The 15,946-nt window shown below is 71.9% G+C and carries 17 protein-coding genes; 11 read left to right on the forward strand and 6 right to left on the reverse strand.

What is annotated here, in order from left to right; all coding sequences use genetic code 11:
* Positions 1 to 180: 180 nt before the first annotated feature.
* Entirely contained in the window at positions 181 to 915 is a 735-nt protein-coding gene (locus tag ABZU25_RS14620) for a class I SAM-dependent methyltransferase (RefSeq protein WP_355029829.1), read from the reverse strand.
* 438 nt (positions 916 to 1,353) lie between these two features.
* Here ABZU25_RS14620 and ABZU25_RS14625 point away from each other — a divergent pair, with 438 nt between their 5' ends.
* Together ABZU25_RS14625 and ABZU25_RS14630 are read left to right on the forward strand one after the other, a co-directional pair.
* Complete coding sequence (locus ABZU25_RS14625; protein ID WP_355029830.1) at positions 1,354 to 1,977, forward strand: DUF6230 family protein; 624 nt, start codon at positions 1,354 to 1,356, stop codon at positions 1,975 to 1,977.
* Positions 1,978 to 2,054: 77 nt separating this feature from the next.
* Positions 2,055 to 3,503, forward strand: coding sequence for a DUF6114 domain-containing protein (locus tag ABZU25_RS14630; RefSeq protein WP_355029831.1), 1,449 nt, complete (start codon positions 2,055 to 2,057; stop codon positions 3,501 to 3,503).
* Positions 3,504 to 3,563: 60 nt separating this feature from the next.
* Here ABZU25_RS14630 and ABZU25_RS14635 read toward each other — a convergent pair whose 3' ends face one another.
* A complete protein-coding gene (locus tag ABZU25_RS14635) occupies positions 3,564 to 5,234 on the reverse strand; it encodes a DUF885 domain-containing protein (RefSeq protein WP_355029832.1) in 1,671 nt (556 codons plus the stop codon).
* A gap of 131 nt (positions 5,235 to 5,365) precedes the next feature.
* Between ABZU25_RS14635 and ABZU25_RS14640 the strand changes: the two genes are divergently transcribed.
* Entirely contained in the window at positions 5,366 to 6,346 is a 981-nt protein-coding gene (locus ABZU25_RS14640; RefSeq protein WP_355029833.1) for a DMT family transporter, read from the forward strand.
* Between the two features lie 111 nt (positions 6,347 to 6,457).
* Here ABZU25_RS14640 and ABZU25_RS14645 read toward each other — a convergent pair whose 3' ends face one another.
* On the reverse strand, positions 6,458 to 7,528 hold the full coding sequence (locus ABZU25_RS14645) for a PHP domain-containing protein (RefSeq protein WP_355029834.1): 1,071 nt from the start codon (positions 7,526 to 7,528) through the stop codon (positions 6,458 to 6,460).
* Between the two features lie 29 nt (positions 7,529 to 7,557).
* Positions 7,558 to 8,325: a M23 family metallopeptidase gene (locus tag ABZU25_RS14650; protein WP_355029835.1), complete on the reverse strand. Its 768-nt coding sequence runs from the start codon at positions 8,323 to 8,325 to the stop codon at positions 7,558 to 7,560.
* Between the two features lie 73 nt (positions 8,326 to 8,398).
* On the opposite strand from ABZU25_RS14650, the gene ABZU25_RS14655 reads away from it, so the two are divergent.
* The 4 genes from ABZU25_RS14655 to ABZU25_RS14670 all read left to right on the forward strand — a co-directional run bounded on the left by ABZU25_RS14655 (position 8,399) and on the right by ABZU25_RS14670 (position 10,284).
* Positions 8,399 to 8,785: a hypothetical protein gene (locus ABZU25_RS14655; RefSeq protein WP_355029923.1), complete on the forward strand. Its 387-nt coding sequence runs from the start codon at positions 8,399 to 8,401 to the stop codon at positions 8,783 to 8,785.
* A gap of 94 nt (positions 8,786 to 8,879) precedes the next feature.
* The gene (locus tag ABZU25_RS14660; protein WP_167454701.1) at positions 8,880 to 9,047 is read left to right on the forward strand and encodes a hypothetical protein; all 168 of its coding nucleotides are present in this window, start codon (positions 8,880 to 8,882) and stop codon (positions 9,045 to 9,047) included.
* Between the two features lie 117 nt (positions 9,048 to 9,164).
* Positions 9,165 to 9,692, forward strand: coding sequence for a tRNA adenosine deaminase-associated protein (locus tag ABZU25_RS14665; protein WP_355029836.1), 528 nt, complete (start codon positions 9,165 to 9,167; stop codon positions 9,690 to 9,692).
* Between the two features lie 145 nt (positions 9,693 to 9,837).
* Complete coding sequence (locus tag ABZU25_RS14670) at positions 9,838 to 10,284, forward strand: nucleoside deaminase (protein ID WP_355029924.1); 447 nt, start codon at positions 9,838 to 9,840, stop codon at positions 10,282 to 10,284.
* Positions 10,285 to 10,311: 27 nt separating this feature from the next.
* Here the strand turns inward: ABZU25_RS14670 and ABZU25_RS14675 are convergent, their stop codons facing one another.
* Together ABZU25_RS14675 and ABZU25_RS14680 are read right to left on the reverse strand one after the other, a co-directional pair.
* Positions 10,312 to 11,466, reverse strand: a complete 1,155-nt coding sequence (locus ABZU25_RS14675) for a HAMP domain-containing sensor histidine kinase (RefSeq protein ID WP_355029837.1) — start codon at positions 11,464 to 11,466, stop codon at positions 10,312 to 10,314.
* Positions 11,463 to 12,119, reverse strand: a complete 657-nt coding sequence (locus ABZU25_RS14680) for a response regulator transcription factor (protein ID WP_355029838.1) — start codon at positions 12,117 to 12,119, stop codon at positions 11,463 to 11,465. The genes ABZU25_RS14675 and ABZU25_RS14680 overlap by 4 nt, the downstream gene beginning before the upstream one ends.
* 131 nt (positions 12,120 to 12,250) lie before the next feature.
* On the opposite strand from ABZU25_RS14680, the gene ABZU25_RS14685 reads away from it, so the two are divergent.
* From ABZU25_RS14685 to ABZU25_RS14700, 4 genes are read left to right on the forward strand one after another with little or no spacing between them, the layout of a single operon-like run.
* The gene (locus tag ABZU25_RS14685; protein WP_355029839.1) at positions 12,251 to 12,775 is read left to right on the forward strand and encodes a hypothetical protein; all 525 of its coding nucleotides are present in this window, start codon (positions 12,251 to 12,253) and stop codon (positions 12,773 to 12,775) included.
* Positions 12,772 to 13,857, forward strand: a complete 1,086-nt coding sequence (locus ABZU25_RS14690) for a peptidoglycan-binding protein (protein WP_355029840.1) — start codon at positions 12,772 to 12,774, stop codon at positions 13,855 to 13,857. Before ABZU25_RS14685 ends, ABZU25_RS14690 begins: the two co-directional genes overlap by 4 nt.
* The gene (locus ABZU25_RS14695) at positions 13,854 to 14,549 is read left to right on the forward strand and encodes an ABC transporter ATP-binding protein (protein ID WP_355029841.1); all 696 of its coding nucleotides are present in this window, start codon (positions 13,854 to 13,856) and stop codon (positions 14,547 to 14,549) included. The genes ABZU25_RS14690 and ABZU25_RS14695 overlap by 4 nt, the downstream gene beginning before the upstream one ends.
* Complete coding sequence (locus tag ABZU25_RS14700) at positions 14,549 to 15,748, forward strand: ABC transporter permease (RefSeq protein ID WP_355029842.1); 1,200 nt, start codon at positions 14,549 to 14,551, stop codon at positions 15,746 to 15,748. The genes ABZU25_RS14695 and ABZU25_RS14700 overlap by 1 nt, the downstream gene beginning before the upstream one ends.
* Positions 15,749 to 15,946 lie beyond the last annotated feature (198 nt).

A 15,946-nucleotide genomic window follows, 5' to 3' on the forward strand; every position in this document is an offset into this window, starting at 1 on the left:
TGAGGTATACCGCTCAGCAGCACATCACTTGGTGGGCCAGCGTCAGGGGTCGTAGGCGATCAGGGACCTGGTCATGTTGGCCGGTGGTCCGGTTGTGCCAGATCGCGGCGGTCATCGCCAGGGAGTCGCTGGGCGACCCGGGGGCTACCCCTCCGTCGGCCTGGACCGGCCGCAATTCGTCTAGGTGCGGCGGATCGCGTACCGCGTGCAGACCCAGTCCTCGGTGTACGGCAGGTCGGGCCACTGCCCGACGATGTCTCCGCCGTGCGCGTCCATCAGCTGGACCATGTCGGCATGCGGCACGACGGTCATCCTCATCGGCGCCGGGTACTTCAGCAGGTGCCGCTGCGCCCAGCTGATCATCCGGAACGGCGCCACCTGCCAGATGATGCCTTTGGCCGTACGCGCCAGCTGGGTTGGCAACCCCACGACAGCGATGCCGCCGGGTCGCAGCACGCGTAGAAACTCGACCAGGTAGCGATTGATGGCGGGGCGTGGCAGATGCTGCAACACCAGGGCGCTGTAGACCAGGTCGAAGTGACCGTCGGGGAACTGGCTCAGGTCTGGCGCGTCGTTGAGGACAAACCTGATGTTCCCGGCGCTCTGGTCGAGTTGTCGGGCGGTCTCCAGCATGGGCGGAGCGATGTCCACGCCGACGACCTCGTCAGCGTGCGAGGCGAGCGCCTGCGACAGTCGCCCGGCGCCGCAGCCGAAATCCAGCGCCCGTTCCCAGCGAGTGGGCAGGCCCAGCCGGCGCAGCTGTCCGGTCGTCTCCTCGACGTCGGCGCGGCCGGTGGCCAGGAACTCCTCGACGTCCCACCGCCCGCCGCGCTTGCCGGGATCGACGAGTACGGCCCAGAGCGGGTCCTCGCTGCCGAGCTTGGTCCAGTCGCGCCGCACGTCGTTCAGGTTCACGCCGAAACAGTAGGGCATCCAGGGACCCGCGGGGATCGACCGGCTCAGCGGTCGTCCCGATGTTCGGATGGGTCGGCCAACCCGAATGGTCCCGTGCGACGCTCGCCGGTACGGAGGTACCAGACCGCCTGCTTTACATTCGTTACGTTATTGTAATTGGTCAATACACCACCACGTTCCGCAGTCATCCTCGTGGAAAGCGCCACCCTTCGCCGTTTTTGCCGGCTTTGTTCGGTGGCTACCTCAACCCATCGTGACGCAGTGCTGCTGTTGCGGTCTCCTCCTGTTACCGCCGAGTAATCGGGGGGTTGTGAGCTACGCCCCAACGGGTGCACCATCAAGCCCGATCGTTACCCGCCGGTAACAGATGTCGGGCCCGGCGCAGGGCCGCCAGTTCGTCACCGGTGAGCCGCGCCCATCCACCTCGAGGAGGAACCCGTGCAGGATCGGTTGAACAACCAGGGTCGTACCCGGTGGCGGCGGTTCGCCGCGATGATGGTGCCCGCCACAGCCGCCGCCGGCGCCATCCTGTTCGGTATGTCGACCGGCGCGATCGCGTCCGACATCACGGTCTCCGGGCAGACTTTCAAGATCGGCGCCGAGCGCCTCGAAGGCGATGGCTTCAAGCAGTACGGCGGCATCGTCCGGGAGAAGGGCAAGGACGGAAAAGCCGGTCAGGTCCACCCGATCGCGCTTTCCGAGATCAGCAGCGCCGAGCTGTACAGCCTCTGCCAGTCCGTCCGCGCCGACCTGCCGGGCCTGCCGGTGGTGCTCACCATCAACGCCGGTGAGGGCAAGGAACCCGCCCGCGCCAAGGACCTGCTGATCGCGATGGACTCGTTGGGCGGCAACGCGACCTTCACCAACATCAAGATCGGTCGGGACGCCACCGACCTGAACCCGACGGCGCAGGCCGGCTCGTTCGGCCAGAACTCCGACCACGTCACCATCACCAACCTGCAGCAGGTGTCCCGCTACACCACCGCGGCCACGTTCAACCTGGTGGGGCTTCGGTTGAAGGTCAACGTGGGCGACGACGCCAAGGGCAAGGAGTGCTTCTGAGGTGAGCCGAGACCCGCGGTGCGCCACCGCCGCGGGTCCGGCCCGTGTCCCCGTCCCCACGTGGCCAGGAGGAGCACGTGACAACCGCGAACCCGTCCCACGCCCGGCCCGGCGGTGCGGCTCAGGCGTGGCGGCTCTTCCGCCGCTGGCAGCGCAGTCGACCGTTCGCCGGCGGTCTGCTCACCGCCCTGGCCGGGCTGGAGATGTTTGCGTCCACCCGGATGACTCTCAACGGCCTCAGCTTCCACAGTGGGGCGAGCGGCCTGCTCTCGCTGCTGATCCCGGTCATCCTGGTCACCTGCGGTCTGCTGCTGTGGTTCACCCCGGCGCAGCGCCTGTTCTATTCGATCGTCGCGGCGGTCACCGCGGTCTACTCGCTGATCGGGCTCAACCTCGGCGGCTTCTTCGTCGGTCTGCTGCTCGGCATCGTCGGCAGTGCGCTCGCCTTCGCCTGGACGCCGACCACACCACAGGCTGGCGTCGAGCCGGCTGGCGGTGAGCGGTCGGGGGCCGAGCCGGCTGGTGTTGAGCGGTCGGATGCCGAGCGGGCCGATCTTCCGACGGCGGACCGGGCGTCCGACGGCGGCGCGCCGCCCGCGCGGCCGGGACCACCGACTGATCCCCACCGGGCGTTCGGCATCGTCATCGTGGTGCTCGGTCTGGCCGCCGGTGGGCTGGCCATCCAACCCCGAGTGGTGCGGGCCGCCCCGGGCCGACCCGCCCCGACCGCCTGCCCCACCCCGTCCCGGGATGCCAGCCCGTCACCCAGCCGCAGCCCAGCCACGCCGACTCCGAGCCCGGACCGGGACGGCAACGTGATCACCGACATCCTGGACGGACTCGGCGATCTGCTCAGTGGTGGACGCAGTGCGGTGACCCCGACGCCGTCGACGAGCCCGGCCGCCCCGCCTACCGCACAGCCGGCCGGCACGCCGACGGGCCGCCCTGGCACCTGCTCGTCGCCGGCCCCGGGCGGGCCGGGTACGGCGACCCCCGACAGGCCGGGCGAACCAGCCCCGGGCGGGCTGGGTACGCCGACCCCCGACCGGCCGGGCACGGTGGAGCCGGGTAAACCGCTGCCCCGGATCGCCGCCGACCCGAGCCTGCCGACCGTGGCGCAGACGCCGTCCAAGCTCACCGGGTCGTCGGTCCGGATGACCGGGCTGCGGTTCGAGGGGATCATCGACCTGCACACCGTGCACGGCGACCTCAAGGTGCTGAAGTTCAGCATGCGTGAGGCGGTGACCGACGACTTCCTGCTGAGCGCCGACGGCCCCGCCGGGCGCAACCAGCGGTACGCGACGGACCGGCTGACCGTCAGCGGCGACGTGGCGTTCTATGCCACCCGGTTCGTCGGCCGGCTGCTCGGCATCAAGATCACCCTGACGCCGGATCTGCCGCTGCCGGACGGCATTCCGGTCACCTCGCCCATCCCGATCACGTTCACCGACCCGGTGATCGACCTGGCGTACGTCACCAGTGACACGCTGACCGCGCGACCGGCGTTGGCGCTCACCCTCGGCTGAGCGCACGGCTGCGCACGGCGGCGGACTCGTCGTACCGCCGGCGCGCGCAGCCGCGGCCCGTCAGAGCCGAGCCAGCGCCTGGCGCAGCGGGTCGAGGCCCAACCCGCCCAGGTCCAGCGCCTGCCGGTGGAACTCCCGCAGGTTGAAATCCGCGCCCTTGCGGGCCTTGGCGTCCTCGCGGGCCTGGAGCCAGATCCGCTCACCCACCTTGTACGACGGCGCCTGCCCCGGCCAGCCGAGATAGCGGTTCAGCTCGAAGCGCAGATTCTCGTTCGGCACCCGGCAGTGCGCCCGCATGAACTCCCAGCCCAACTCGGGCGTCCACCGCTCGCCCGGGTGGAAGCCGAACGGATTGTCCTTGGGGATCTCCAGCTCCAGGTGCATGCCGATGTCGACGATCACCCGTGCGGCACGCATCGCCTGGCCGTCGAGCATGCCCAGTTTGTCGCCCGGGTCGTCCAGGTAGCCCAGCTCGTCCATCAGCCGCTCCGAGTAGAGCGCCCAGCCCTCGCCGTGCCCGGAGACCCAGCAGAGCAGTCGCTGCCAGCGGTTGAGCAGGTCGGCCCGGACGGCGGTCTGCGCCACCTGGAGGTGATGACCGGGCACACCCTCGTGGAAGACCGTGGTCACCTCTCGCCAGGTGGAGAAGTCGGTGATGCTCTGCGGCACCGCCCACCACATCCGGCCCGGGCGGGAGAAGTCCTCACTGGGGCCGGTGTAGTAGATGGCGCCGTCGCTTGTCGGAGCGAGGCAGCACTCGATGCGCCGGACCTGCTCCGGGATGTCGAAGTGGGTGCCGTGCAGCTCGGCGATCGCCTTGTCGGCGAGGGCCTGCATCCAGTCCCGGAACGCCTCCTTGCCCTGGATGGTCCGCGCCGGGTCGGCGTCCAGCTTGGCCACGGCCTCGTCGACGGTGGCACCGGAGCCCGCGATGCGCCCCGCGACGATTCGCATCTCCGCTTCCAGGCGGGCCAGCTCCGCGAAGCCCCAGGCGTACGTCTCGTCGAGGTCGATCTTGGCGCCGAGGAAGTACTGCGAGGCGAGCTCGTAGCGCTCCCGTCCGGCGGCCTGCTTGTCCCGCCCGTGCGGGGCCAACTCGGTACGCAGGAACTGGCCGAACTCGGCGGTCGCCGCGGTCGCCGCCGCCGCGCCCCGACGCAGCTCCGCGCCGAGCGAGCCTTCCGCGCCCAGCCGCTCGACCAGCCCGTGGAAGAAGTTGTCCTGGGTCGGGTCGACCCAGACGTCGCACTGCTTGGCCACCTCGACCAGCTGCACCTTGGAGCTGACCTGACCGGCGGCGAGGGCCTCCCGGAGGGTGACCTTGTAGTTCTCCAGCGCGCCGGCGAAGCCGTTGAGCCGGGCGGCGATGTTCGCCTGCTCGTCGCTGGTCGCGGTCGGCATCAGGTCGAACACCATGCGGATCTCGTGCAGCCCGCTCTCGATCACGCTGATGCCGCTTGTCGTCTCGCCGGCGTCGTACCGGGCCAGGTCCAGGCCGAGCCGTTCCTGCATGGACTCCTTGGCGATCCGCTCGGACTCCGTCTGCGGTTCGGTCACCTCAAGCTCGGCGAGCGTCCGGCGGGTGAGGTCCGCGCGTGCCCGGTAACCCTCGGGTGAGAGGTCGTCGAGCTGGTCTTCATGGCCGGCGATGCCGACGAAGGTCGCGCCGGTAGGGCTCAACGGCGCCCACTCGGCCACGTAACGGTTGGCGATTTCATCGATTCGTCCCACGCTGCGACCCTACGTGACCACCCCGCCCCCGTGTCGACGACGTTTGTCGTGTTCAGGCCACCGACGTGACGAGCGGCGCAACGTCCGAAAGACGCGCGACTTTGTCGGGGGGTTCCGGCAGAGTGTCAGGGGTGACTGCCGATATCACTCCTGACAAGGCGCCGGTTCGCGCCTGGCTGCCGGGCTTCGTCGCCCTCGCCGCGATCTGGGGTTCCAGCTTCCTGTTCATCAAGGTCGGGGTGGCCGAGTTGCACCCCGTCCAGCTCACCCTCTACCGGGTCGTCGCCGGCGCGTTGACCCTGCTGGTCGTCCTCGCCGTGCTGCGTGACCGGCTGCCCCGCGAGCCCCGGATCTGGGCACACCTGACCGTCGTCGCCGCGTTCGGCGTGGCCGTGCCGTTCACCCTGTTCGGCTACGGCGAGCAGCGGGTCGAGTCGATGCTCGCCGGCATCTGGAACGCCACCACGCCCCTGATCGTGCTGCCGCTGGCGGTGCTGGTCTTCCGCACCGAGCGGCTGACCGTGCGCCGCGCGATCGGGCTCGGGCTCGGCTTCCTCGGGGTGCTGGTGGTGCTGGGGGTCTGGGAGGGCATCGGCGGAGCGCACTTCACCGGGCAGCTGATGTGCTTCGGCGCGGCCGCCTGCTACGGCGTCGCCATTCCGTACCAGAAGCGGTTCGTCGCCGGTAGCACGCACTCCGGCCTGTCGCTCTCCGCTGCCCAGCTGCTGCTCGCCGCCGCGCAACTGGCCATCGTCACCCCGTTCGTCGCGGGCCTGCCGCCGCTGCCCACCGAGTTGTCGGCGGGGGTGCTCGGCAGCGTGTTGACCCTCGGCGCGCTCGGTACGGGGCTCGCCTTCGTCATCAACATGCGCAACATCCGGGTGGCTGGCGCGAGCACCGCGTCCACAGTCACGTACCTGATTCCGATCTTCGCGGTGCTGATCGGCGCCGTGGCGCTCGACGAGCGGCTCAACTGGCACCAGCCGGTCGGGGCGCTCATCGTGCTGCTCGGGGTCGCTGTCGCGCAGGGTGTGTTCGGGCGTCGGAAGCCCCGCCCGGTGGTCGGCGTCGGCGCTCCCGCCGCTCCCGCCGCCGAACCCGCCCGCCACTGAGGGCCGCCGAGCCCGCCCGCCACTGAGGGCTGCCGAGCCCGCCCGCCACTGAGGGGCGCCGAGCCCGCCCGCCAGTGAGGGCCGCCGCCTGGCCGACGGAAGTGACGCCGGTCAGGATCGGTTGTGCGTCCAGGCCACCAGTTGCTCCGCCGGCCAGGTGTTGACCACCGCGTCGGCGGGGACGCCGCAGAGGGCGGCCCGCTCACAGCCGAACCGCTGCCAGTCGAGTTGGCCGGGCGCGTGCGCGTCGGTGTTGATGGCGAACCGGCAGCCAGCCTCCAGCGCACGACGGATGAGACGCTTCGGCGGATCCTGCCGTTCCGGCCGAGAGTTGATCTCGACGGCGGTGTCGTGCTCGGCGCAGGCGGCGAAGACGGCATCCGCGTCGAAGTCGCTCTCGGCCCTGGTCCGGGCGCGGTGGCCCCGATCGCCCGGACCGGTCACCCCGGCCGGGCGGGACGAGACCATCCGGCCGGTGACGTGACCGAGGATGTCCAGGTGCGGGTTGGCGACCGCGGTCAGCAGGCGACGGGTCATCTTCGACCGCTCGTCCTTGAGGCCGCTGTGCACCGAGCCGACCACCACGTCCAGCCGGGCCAGCAGCTCGTCGTCCTGGTCGAGGGAGCCGTTGGCGAGGATGTCCACCTCGATGCCGGTGAGGATCCGGAAGCCCTCGGGCAGCGCCGCGTTGACCTGCGCCACGTGGTCGAGCTGCCGGCGCAGGCGGGCGGCGGTCAGCCCTCGGGCCACCGTCAGCCGTGGCGAGTGGTCGGTAAGCACCAGATATTCGTGGCCCAACTCGACAGCGGCCAGCGCCATCTCCTCGATCGGCGAGCCGCCGTCGGACCAGTCCGAGTGGGTGTGGCAGTCGCCCTTCAGGGCGGCGCGCAGCGCCGTGGCCTCGGCATCCAGGTCACTGCCCTCGGTCGCCACCAGCCGGCGCAGGTAGACCGGCTCCGCACCGGCCAGCGACTCCGCCACGCACCGGGCCGTCACGTCGCCGACACCGGCCAGCTCGGTGAGCGTGCCGTTGCCGGCCCGCGTGGCCACCTCGGTCGCCGGCAGACCCGCCAACGCCGTCGCCGCCGACCGGAACGCCCGTACCCGGTACGTCGCCTCGTTCGCCCGCTCCAGCAGGAACGCGATGCGGCGCAGGTCGGCGATGGGGTCCCGGGCCTTCATCCCACCGAACCTAGTCGCTGCGGGACCGGTCAGGGAGCCTTCGGGCAGCCGTGTTTGCGCTGCCATGCGACGACCTCGGCGGCCGGTTCCCGATTGCCGCCACCCCGCCACGAATCCAGGTACCGCGCCGGCCAGAGCACGCCGCGCCGGATCCACCAGCCGTCCTTGCCGGCACACGGTGGCGAGATGCCGAAGTGCACGTGGCAGACGTTGTTGGCGTTGCCGGTGCGTCCCACCTTGCCGAGCTGCTGCCCGGCGCGGACCCGCACCCCGGCGTCGACGCCGCTGGACACGACGCTCAGGTGCGAGCCGTAGTAACGCACCCCGTCGTCGCCGAGCAGAGAGACCGACAGGCCGCCGTTCTCCGGGCCCTGCGGCCCACGCTTGGTGTACCGGTCGACGCGACTGACCTCCAGCACCGTCCCGTCGGTCACCGCGACGAACTGTTCACCGCAGTCGGCGAAGAGATCCGTGGCGGGGTACGCGCCGTGTGTCGGGTGGTAGTCCACGTTGCCGGCGCGTACCGGAAAGACATGCCGCAGCCCGCCGCGCGGTGCCGTCGCCGAGGGGCTGGCCGACGGCGACGGCTTCGGGCGGGCCGGGCCGGTCGGCGTCGGCGCGGCCGTCGGCGGCACCGGCTGGTCGGCGGTCGCCCAGACCGCCGACGGCGTCCGTGGGGCGCTGTCGGGCGCCACCCCCGGCCGGGTGGTCGCGCAGCCGGCGGCCAGCACCGGGGCGAGAAGCAGCAGGATCGGGTACGCCGGACGCGCGTGGCGGCTGATCGTCGGCGAGGGCATCGGGTCATCCTCGCAGAGCCGGTACCGTGAGCACGAGCGGCGCGCACGTGAGGAAGGGGCAGCGACGGTGACCATCGCCAGACCCGATCCTGGCCCCGATCCTGGTGCCGCCGCGCACCAGGTGGCACGTCTCCCGTCGGGGCTCTTCCCGGCCGGGCCCCCGTCCCGCCCCACCTACCGCGAGCCGCACCCGGTCACCGGCGGTGGGGTCGCCACCGGCGGTGGCGCGGCGGCCACCTGGCTGCTGCTGTTCGGCCTGCTCGGCACCGATGTGACAAGCTACGCGTGGTGGACGGTGCTGGCGGGCCTGCTGGCGTGGCTGACCGCGCTGGTGCTGGTTCGCTACGGCGACCGTGGGGTTGCCACCGGGGTGGCCATCGTCACGGCGGGTGGTTGGAGCATCGCCGCTGCCGTGGTGGCGGTCCGCTGGGCCACCAGCGGGGACTGGCCGCTGTGGTGATCGGGGCGCCGCGGCCGACTGCGCCGCGTGCCCGGTTGGCTGCGTAGCGAACGCCGTCTTGACGTGGCCGCCGAGACTCGGCACGCTCGGGACCATGGCCTGGACCACCCCGCGACAGGACCCCGATCGCAGTCGCCGCCGCCTGCAGTTGCTTGCCGAGTTGGCGGGCGCCCGCGCGGTCCGTCAGCGCAGCCGACCGCAGCGGCAGCGCACCGAGCGTCTACGCCAGCTCATCGCTACCCGCCGTCGAGTAGCCGGCTGATCCGACTTTGTCAGGAATGACCGCCCCTTCGGGGCGTTGACGAGTCGCCTGCCGACCCGACCGGCTAACGTGCACGCGTAACGAGTCGACGCAGTGTCGAGGGCTATTGGGGGGACCGTGTCGTACTTCGCTGCGGCCGTGGTGCGCGACGACAGTGGCTGGACCGCCGCCGAGGTCAGTCTGCGTGGCGCCACCGACATCGACGAGGTCGCCGAGCGGCTGCGTGACGTCGACCAGGAGGCCGACGTGTCGCTGCTCTTCGTCGAGGCCGATGACGCGTACCTGGTGATCCTGCGTCTCGACGAGGGCGAGGATCTGCGGGTGTTCGGTTCGGATTCCGCGTACGCCGAGGAGTCCCAGCTGGGTTCGCTGCTGGTCGGTGACCTGAAGACCTCGGTCACCGGGCTCGACGGCGACGAGGAACCACGCCCGGCGACCAGCGGTGACGAGGAGAGCGAGCAGCCCGTCGTCGACCCGGAGGCCGATCCGGTGGGTGAGGCCGACCTGCTGGCCAACCTGGGCATCTCCGCGCAGAAGCTGCTCGCCCTGTGCACGCACGAGGGGATGCTGCCGGCGGATGTCACCGCCGAGATCTGCCAGGTGCTCGGCTGCGTCGACGAGGTCGAGGAGTTGCGTGAGGTCTGAGCCGGCCGACGCCACCGACCCGGCGCTGGAGACGATTCGGCCGGGGCAGCCGACTCCCGGTGCGGTGGGGCGTGCCGGACCGGGCGCGCACGAGGGCCTGGCCGACCCGGGTGAGGTCGGCCGCCGGCAGCGGCACGAGCTGTGGATGCGCCGTGCCCTGGAGGTCGCCGTCACCGGCGTCGCCGGCGCTGCGGCAGGCGCCACCGACGTGGATGACGTGCCGGTGGGGGCGGTGCTCTACGGGCCGGACGGGACCGAGTTGGCCAGCGGACGCAACGAACGGGAGCTGTCCGGCGACCCGACCGCGCACGCCGAGGTGCTGGCCCTGCGCCGGGGCGCCGAGCGGGCCGGTCGGTGGCGGCTGGACGGCTGCACCCTGGTGGTCACCCTGGAACCGTGCACCATGTGCGCGGGGGCGCTGGTGCTGGCCCGGGTCTCCACCGTCGTCTTCGGCGCGTGGGAACCCAAGACCGGCGCGGCCGGATCGCTCTGGGACGTGCTCCGCGACCGCCGGCTCAACCATCGACCCGAGGTCTACGGCGGCGTCCTGGAGGCCGAGACCGCCGCCGTCCTGCGCGCCTTCTTCCGCTGAGAACACCCGCCCTGATCGCCCCGGCGGTCAGGCCACGGGCAGGGTGACAGTGACGATCAGGCCGCCCGCCGGGCGGGGCTGCGCGTCGACGGTGCCGCCGTGTGCGCGGGCCACCGCGCGGACGATGGACAACCCCAACCCGAAGCCCCGCGCACCGGCGACCCGCTCCCGCGACAGCCGGCGGAACGGCTGGAACATCGTTTCGATGTCGTAGCCGGCGATCGCCGGACCGGTGTTTGTCACAGTCAGGGTGGCCTGGCCGTCGGTCAGGCCGGTGCGAACCTCGACCCAACCGTCGGTGGGCAGGTTGTGCCGCACCGCGTTCTCCACCAGGTTGAAGGCGAGCCGTTCCACAAGCACCGGGTCGCCGCTGACCGGGGCCGGTGCCAGCGACCGACGCACCGGGACCTGGGGTGCCTGCCTCCCCGCCTGATCGATGACGTGCGCGCAGACCTCGGCCAGGTCGATAGGCGTACGCTCGGTCAGCTCGTTCTCCGAGTCGGCCAGGGTCAGCAGGCCGTCGATCAGCCGCTCGTGCCGCTCGTTGATCGCCAGCAGCGACTCGCCCAGCCGACGCGTTTCCGCCGAGGCGTCCGGCCGGCTGACCGCCAGCTCCACCAGGGCCCGGTTGAGCGCCAGCGGGGTACGCAGCTCGTGCGAGGCGTTCGCCACGAACCGGCGTTGCCCGTCGAAGGAGCGGTCCAACCGTTCCAGCATCTCGTCGAACGTGTCGGCGAGTTCGCGTACCTCGTCGCGCGGGCCGGTGAGCGCGATCCGCTCGTGCAGGCCCCGGCCGGCGGTGTCCGCGCCGGCGATCCGCCGGGCCGTGCCGGTGATCTGATGCAGTGGCTGCAACGCCCGGCCGGCGAGCAACCAGCCGAAGGCGATGGCCACCACCGACACCACGACCAACGCGATGCCGCCCTGGGTGAGCAGCGACTCCAACGCGCTGCGCTTCGCTTCGTCCTGTACCTCCTGCATCAGGGCGCGCAGGTTGTCGATGTTCTGCCCGCTGGGCGTCGTGGGGGTGGTCTTCGGCAGGTCCCGCAGGCTCACCCCGAACGGCTGCGGCATGCGCTGATCCACGAGCACGTACGTGACGGCCAGGAGGACCACGCCGGCCAGCAGGAAGAGCCCGCCGTAGATCAGGGTGAGTCGGGCGCGGATGGTCAGGCGCTTCATCGGATCTGATACCCCGTTCCGGGCACCGTCTCGATCACCGGCGGGTCGCCGAGCTTGCGGCGCAGCTTCATCACGGTGACCCGAACGACATTGGTGAACGGGTCGATGTGCTCGTCCCAGGCACGTTCCAGCAGCTCCTCGGCGGAAACCACAGCGCCGTCGGCGCGCAGCAACTCGACGAGCACCGCGAACTCCTTGCGGGACAGCGCCACGTGCCGGTCGTCCCGGCGTACCTCGTGCCGGGCCGGGTCGAGCTGGATACCGGCGCGACGCAGCGTCGGCGGGGCCGCCGGGCGGGCCCGCCGGGTCAGCGCGTGCACCCGCGCCGACAGCTCGACCAGGGCGAACGGCTTGGTCAGGTAGTCGTCGGCGCCGAGCGCCAACCCCGCCACCCGCTCCCGGACCGCCGCCGCCGCGGTCAGCATCAACACCCGGGTCTCCCCGCCCGCGTCCACGATCGCCCGGCACACGTCGTCGCCGTGCACCACCGGCAGGTCCCGGTCCAGGACCACCACTGCGTACTCGTTGACACCGAGCCGCTCCAGCGCGGCGTCACCGTCGTACGCCACGTCGACCGCGAACGACTCCCGACGCAGCCACTCCGCGATGGCGTCCGCCAGCACTGTCTCGTCCTCGACCACCAGCACTCTCACCCCTCCATGGTCCTCGGGGTGCGGTAACGGCGGCATAACCGCCGACGGTAACGCCGGGGATACGCCCGCTGCCGTGCACTGGGTGCCGACGTCCGACGAGTCGCGTCGGACCCACAGCGGAGGTGGACACCATGCGGCGGCAGATGCTCGCGATACCTGTCCTGCTCGCCCTGGCGCTGGCCGGGTGCGGCGCGGGAGGCGACGACGGCGGCGGGGTGGCGACCGCCGGCGGGGCGACGACCAACGCCACGGCGAGCGGCACGCCGGTCAGCGATTCAGACAAACAGCTCGCCTTCGCCCGGTGCATGCGGGAGAACGGGGTGGACATGCCCGACCCGGAGGCGGGCGGTCGCCCCGGCTTCCGGTTCGGCGCGGACGTGGATCAGCAGAAGGTCCAGGCTGCCATGGAGAAGTGCCAGGACAAGCTGCCCAACGGTGGGCAGGGACCGCAGCTCAACCCCGAGCAGGCCGAGCAGATGCGCACGCTGGCCACGTGCATGCGGGAGAACGGGGTGCCGGACTTCCCGGACCCGGACGCCGACGGGCGGGTCCGGATCGGGGTGGGGGACAACGCGATCGACATCGGCGACCCGGCAATGAAGGCCGCGCTGGAGAAGTGCCGGCAGCACGCGCCGCAGTTCGGGGGTGGCCGATGACCGGCGTCTCCCGACGCGCGCGGCTGCGCGCCGCCGTCATCGGCGGCGTCGTGCTGCTTGTCGCCGCCGTGGGCGTGAGCGCCGCAGTGGGCTTCGGCGGCGGCGGAGACCGTGCCGAGGCCGGCAACGCACCACCGGCCACCGCGACTGTCACCCGGCAGACCCTCGCCGACTCGGAGACCGCCGAGGGCGAGCTGGGGTACGGCGCGACGCGTACCGCCACGGCGAAGCTCAGCGGCACCGTCACCGCGTTGCCGCCGACCGGGTCGACGGTGCAGCGGGGCCGGGCGCTCTACTCGGTCGACAACGAGGAGGTGGTGCTCCTCTACGGCGGGTTGCCCGCGTACCGGACCCTCGCCCCCGGGGTGGAGGGTGCCGACGTCGCGCAGTTCGAGCGGAACCTCAAGGCGTTGGGCTACACCGGCTTCACTGTCGACGACGAGTACACCGGCGCCACCGCCGACGCCGTCCGGGACTGGCAGGATGACCTCGGCCTGGCCGAGACCGGTCGGGTCGAGCCGGGGCGGATCGTGTACGCCGACCGGGAGGTCCGGGTGGAGAGCCACCAGGCGGACGTCGGCGATCTCACGCAACCCGGCCAGGCGGTGCTCGCCTACACCGGCACGAGCCGCCTGGTCACCGTCGAGTTGGACGTGGACGACCAGCGACTGGCGAAGCGGAACGCGAAGGTCACAGTGCGGCTGCCGGACGGCCGGACGGTGGCGGGCACGGTCAGCACGATCGAGACCGTCATCCAGGCCGGTACCGCCGCAGCCAACGGGCAGTCCGGTGACGCCGAGACGAAGATCGAGGTGACAGTCGCCGTCGCCGACCCGAAGGCGCTCGCCGGCTTCGACCAGGCCAGCGCCGACGTCGTATTCACCGCCGCGGAGCGCCAGGACGTTCTCACAGTGCCGGTGTCGGCGCTTCTCGCGCTAGCCGAGGGCGGCTACGGCGTACAGATCGCCGAGGGAGAAGCGAGCCGGATCGTCGCCGTGACCACTGGGCTGTTCGCCGACGGCCGGGTGGAGGTCACCGGCGCGAACGTCACCGAGGGCACGACGGTGGTGGTGCCGACATGACCGGCGAGGTGATCGTCCTCGACCGGGTCAGCAAACGGTACGCCGGCGACGTTGTCGCGTTGGACGACGTGTCGTTGCGGATCGGCCACGGCGAGCTGGTGGCGATCGTCGGCCCGTCCGGGTCGGGCAAGTCGACGATGCTGCACCTGATCGGCACCCTGGACCGGCCGTCGTCGGGCAGCGTGCTCATCGACGGGTACGACGCGGCGAAGCTGACCGACCGGGAGTTGTCCGCCCTGCGGGCCACCCGGATCGGCTTCGTCTTCCAGCAGTTCCACCTGGCCCCCGGCGTCCCGATCGTGGACAACGTGGCCGACGGGTTGCTCTACTCCGGCGTACCCCTGCGGCGGCGGCGCGAACGCGCGGAGGCCGCGCTGGTCCGGGTCGGCCTGGGCCACCGGCTCGGGCACCGGCCGCACGAGCTTTCCGGCGGCGAACGGCAGCGGGTGGCCGTGGCGCGGGCGGTGGTCGGCGAGCCGGCGGTGCTGCTGGCCGACGAGCCGACCGGCAACCTGGACTCCGTTTCCGGTGCCGGGGTGTTGGAGCTGCTGCACGAGCTGCACCGGTCCGGTACCACCGTCGTGGTGATCACCCACGACCGGGAGATCGCGGAGGGGCTGCCCCGGCAGGTGCGGATGCGCGACGGCGCGGTGCGGCACGATTCGGCCGGTACGCCGGGCGGGGTCGGCTGATGGCGACGTTGACCCCGGCCCGGCTGGGACCGGCGGACATCCTGCGGGTGGGCGGGGTGGGGCTGCGGACCCGTCCGCTACGGGCGTTCCTCTCCGCGCTGGGCATCGCCATCGGTATCGCCGCGATGATCGCGGTCGTCGGGATCTCGTCGTCGTCCCGGGCGGAGCTGGACCACGCGCTCGACGCGCTCGGCACCAACCTGCTCACCGTCGAGCCGGGCAGCACCCTGTTCGGGGCGGACGCCCAACTGCCCGAGGAGTCGATCGTCATGATCGGGCGGATCGGCCCGGTGACCGAGGTGTCCGCGACCGGGCAGGTCGCCGATGCGAAGGTCTACCGTTCGGACCGGATCCCGGCCGCGGAGACCGGCGGCATCGCCACCAGGGCAGCCCGGCTGGACCTGCTCGGCACGGTCGGGGCGGAACTGACCAGCGGTACCTGGCTCAACGAGGCAACCGCCCACTATCCGACGGTGGTGCTCGGTGCCACCGCGGCACAACGGCTCGGGATCATCGCGGCCGACCCGCAGGTGCAGGTGTGGTTGGGTGGGCGATCCTTCACAGTGGTCGGCGTCCTCGCCGCCGCGCCGCTCGCGCCGGAGCTGGACACCTCGGCGTTGGTCGGCTGGCCGGCGGCAACCGACTACCTGGGCTTCGACGGGCACCCCACCACCATCTACACCCGGGCGCAGGAGTCACAGGTCGAGGCGGTCCGCTCGGTGCTCGGCGCTACCGCGAACCCGGAAGCGCCGAACGAGGTCGAGGTGTCCCGTCCCTCGGACGCGCTCGCCGCCGCCGAGGCGACCGACGACGCGTTCACCGGGCTGCTGCTGGGCCTCGGCGCGGTCGCCCTGCTGGTCGGCGGGGTCGGCGTGGCGAACACCATGGTGATCTCGGTGCTGGAACGGCGGGCCGAGATCGGCCTGCGCCGTTCGCTGGGCGCGACCCGTGGCCAGGTGCGGACCCAGTTCCTCGCCGAATCGCTGCTGCTCTCCGCGCTCGGCGGGATCGGCGGGGTGGTGCTGGGCATCCTGGTCACCTCGGGGTACGCGTTCTCCCAGGACTGGCCGACAGTGGTGCCGGCCTGGGCGATGCTCGGCGGGGTGGGCGCGACAGTGGTCATCGGCGGTTTGGCGGGCCTCTACCCGGCGGTGCGGGCCGCCCGCCTCGCGCCGACGGAGGCGCTGGCCGCGGTCTGACTGGGCGTGGCGCGGGCCGGCCTGGCGTGGCGGCTTGGGCCTGGCGCGGGTCGGGCTGGCGTGGCGGTCTGGGCCGGCGTGGCGGTCTGCGCTGGTGTGGCGCGGGTCGGGCCGGGTCTGGGCTGGCGTGGCGCGGGTCGGGCTGGCGTGGCGGCTTGGGCCTGGCGTACTGCCGAGAGCGATATGACTCAGAGGTAT

It is taken from the genome of Micromonospora sp. NPDC005215, assembly GCF_040607915.1.
In the GTDB taxonomy this organism is placed as follows: domain Bacteria; phylum Actinomycetota; class Actinomycetes; order Mycobacteriales; family Micromonosporaceae; genus Micromonospora.

Bases quoted from the DNA above. Each gene is read 5' to 3' on its own strand.
- ABZU25_RS14645 (WP_355029834.1), bottom strand. From the start codon at position 7,528: ATGAAGGCCCGGGACCCCATCGCCGACCTGCGCCGCATCGCGTTCCTG.
- ABZU25_RS14650 (WP_355029835.1), bottom strand. From the start codon at position 8,325: ATGCCCTCGCCGACGATCAGCCGCCACGCGCGTCCGGCGTACCCGATC.
- ABZU25_RS14660 (WP_167454701.1), top strand. From the start codon at position 8,880: ATGGCCTGGACCACCCCGCGACAGGACCCCGATCGCAGTCGCCGCCGC.
- ABZU25_RS14670 (WP_355029924.1), top strand. From the start codon at position 9,838: ATGCGCCGTGCCCTGGAGGTCGCCGTCACCGGCGTCGCCGGCGCTGCG.
- ABZU25_RS14675 (WP_355029837.1), bottom strand. From the start codon at position 11,466: ATGAAGCGCCTGACCATCCGCGCCCGACTCACCCTGATCTACGGCGGG.
- ABZU25_RS14685 (WP_355029839.1), top strand. From the start codon at position 12,251: ATGCGGCGGCAGATGCTCGCGATACCTGTCCTGCTCGCCCTGGCGCTG.
- ABZU25_RS14690 (WP_355029840.1), top strand. From the start codon at position 12,772: ATGACCGGCGTCTCCCGACGCGCGCGGCTGCGCGCCGCCGTCATCGGC.
- ABZU25_RS14695 (WP_355029841.1), top strand. From the start codon at position 13,854: ATGACCGGCGAGGTGATCGTCCTCGACCGGGTCAGCAAACGGTACGCC.
- ABZU25_RS14700 (WP_355029842.1), top strand. From the start codon at position 14,549: ATGGCGACGTTGACCCCGGCCCGGCTGGGACCGGCGGACATCCTGCGG.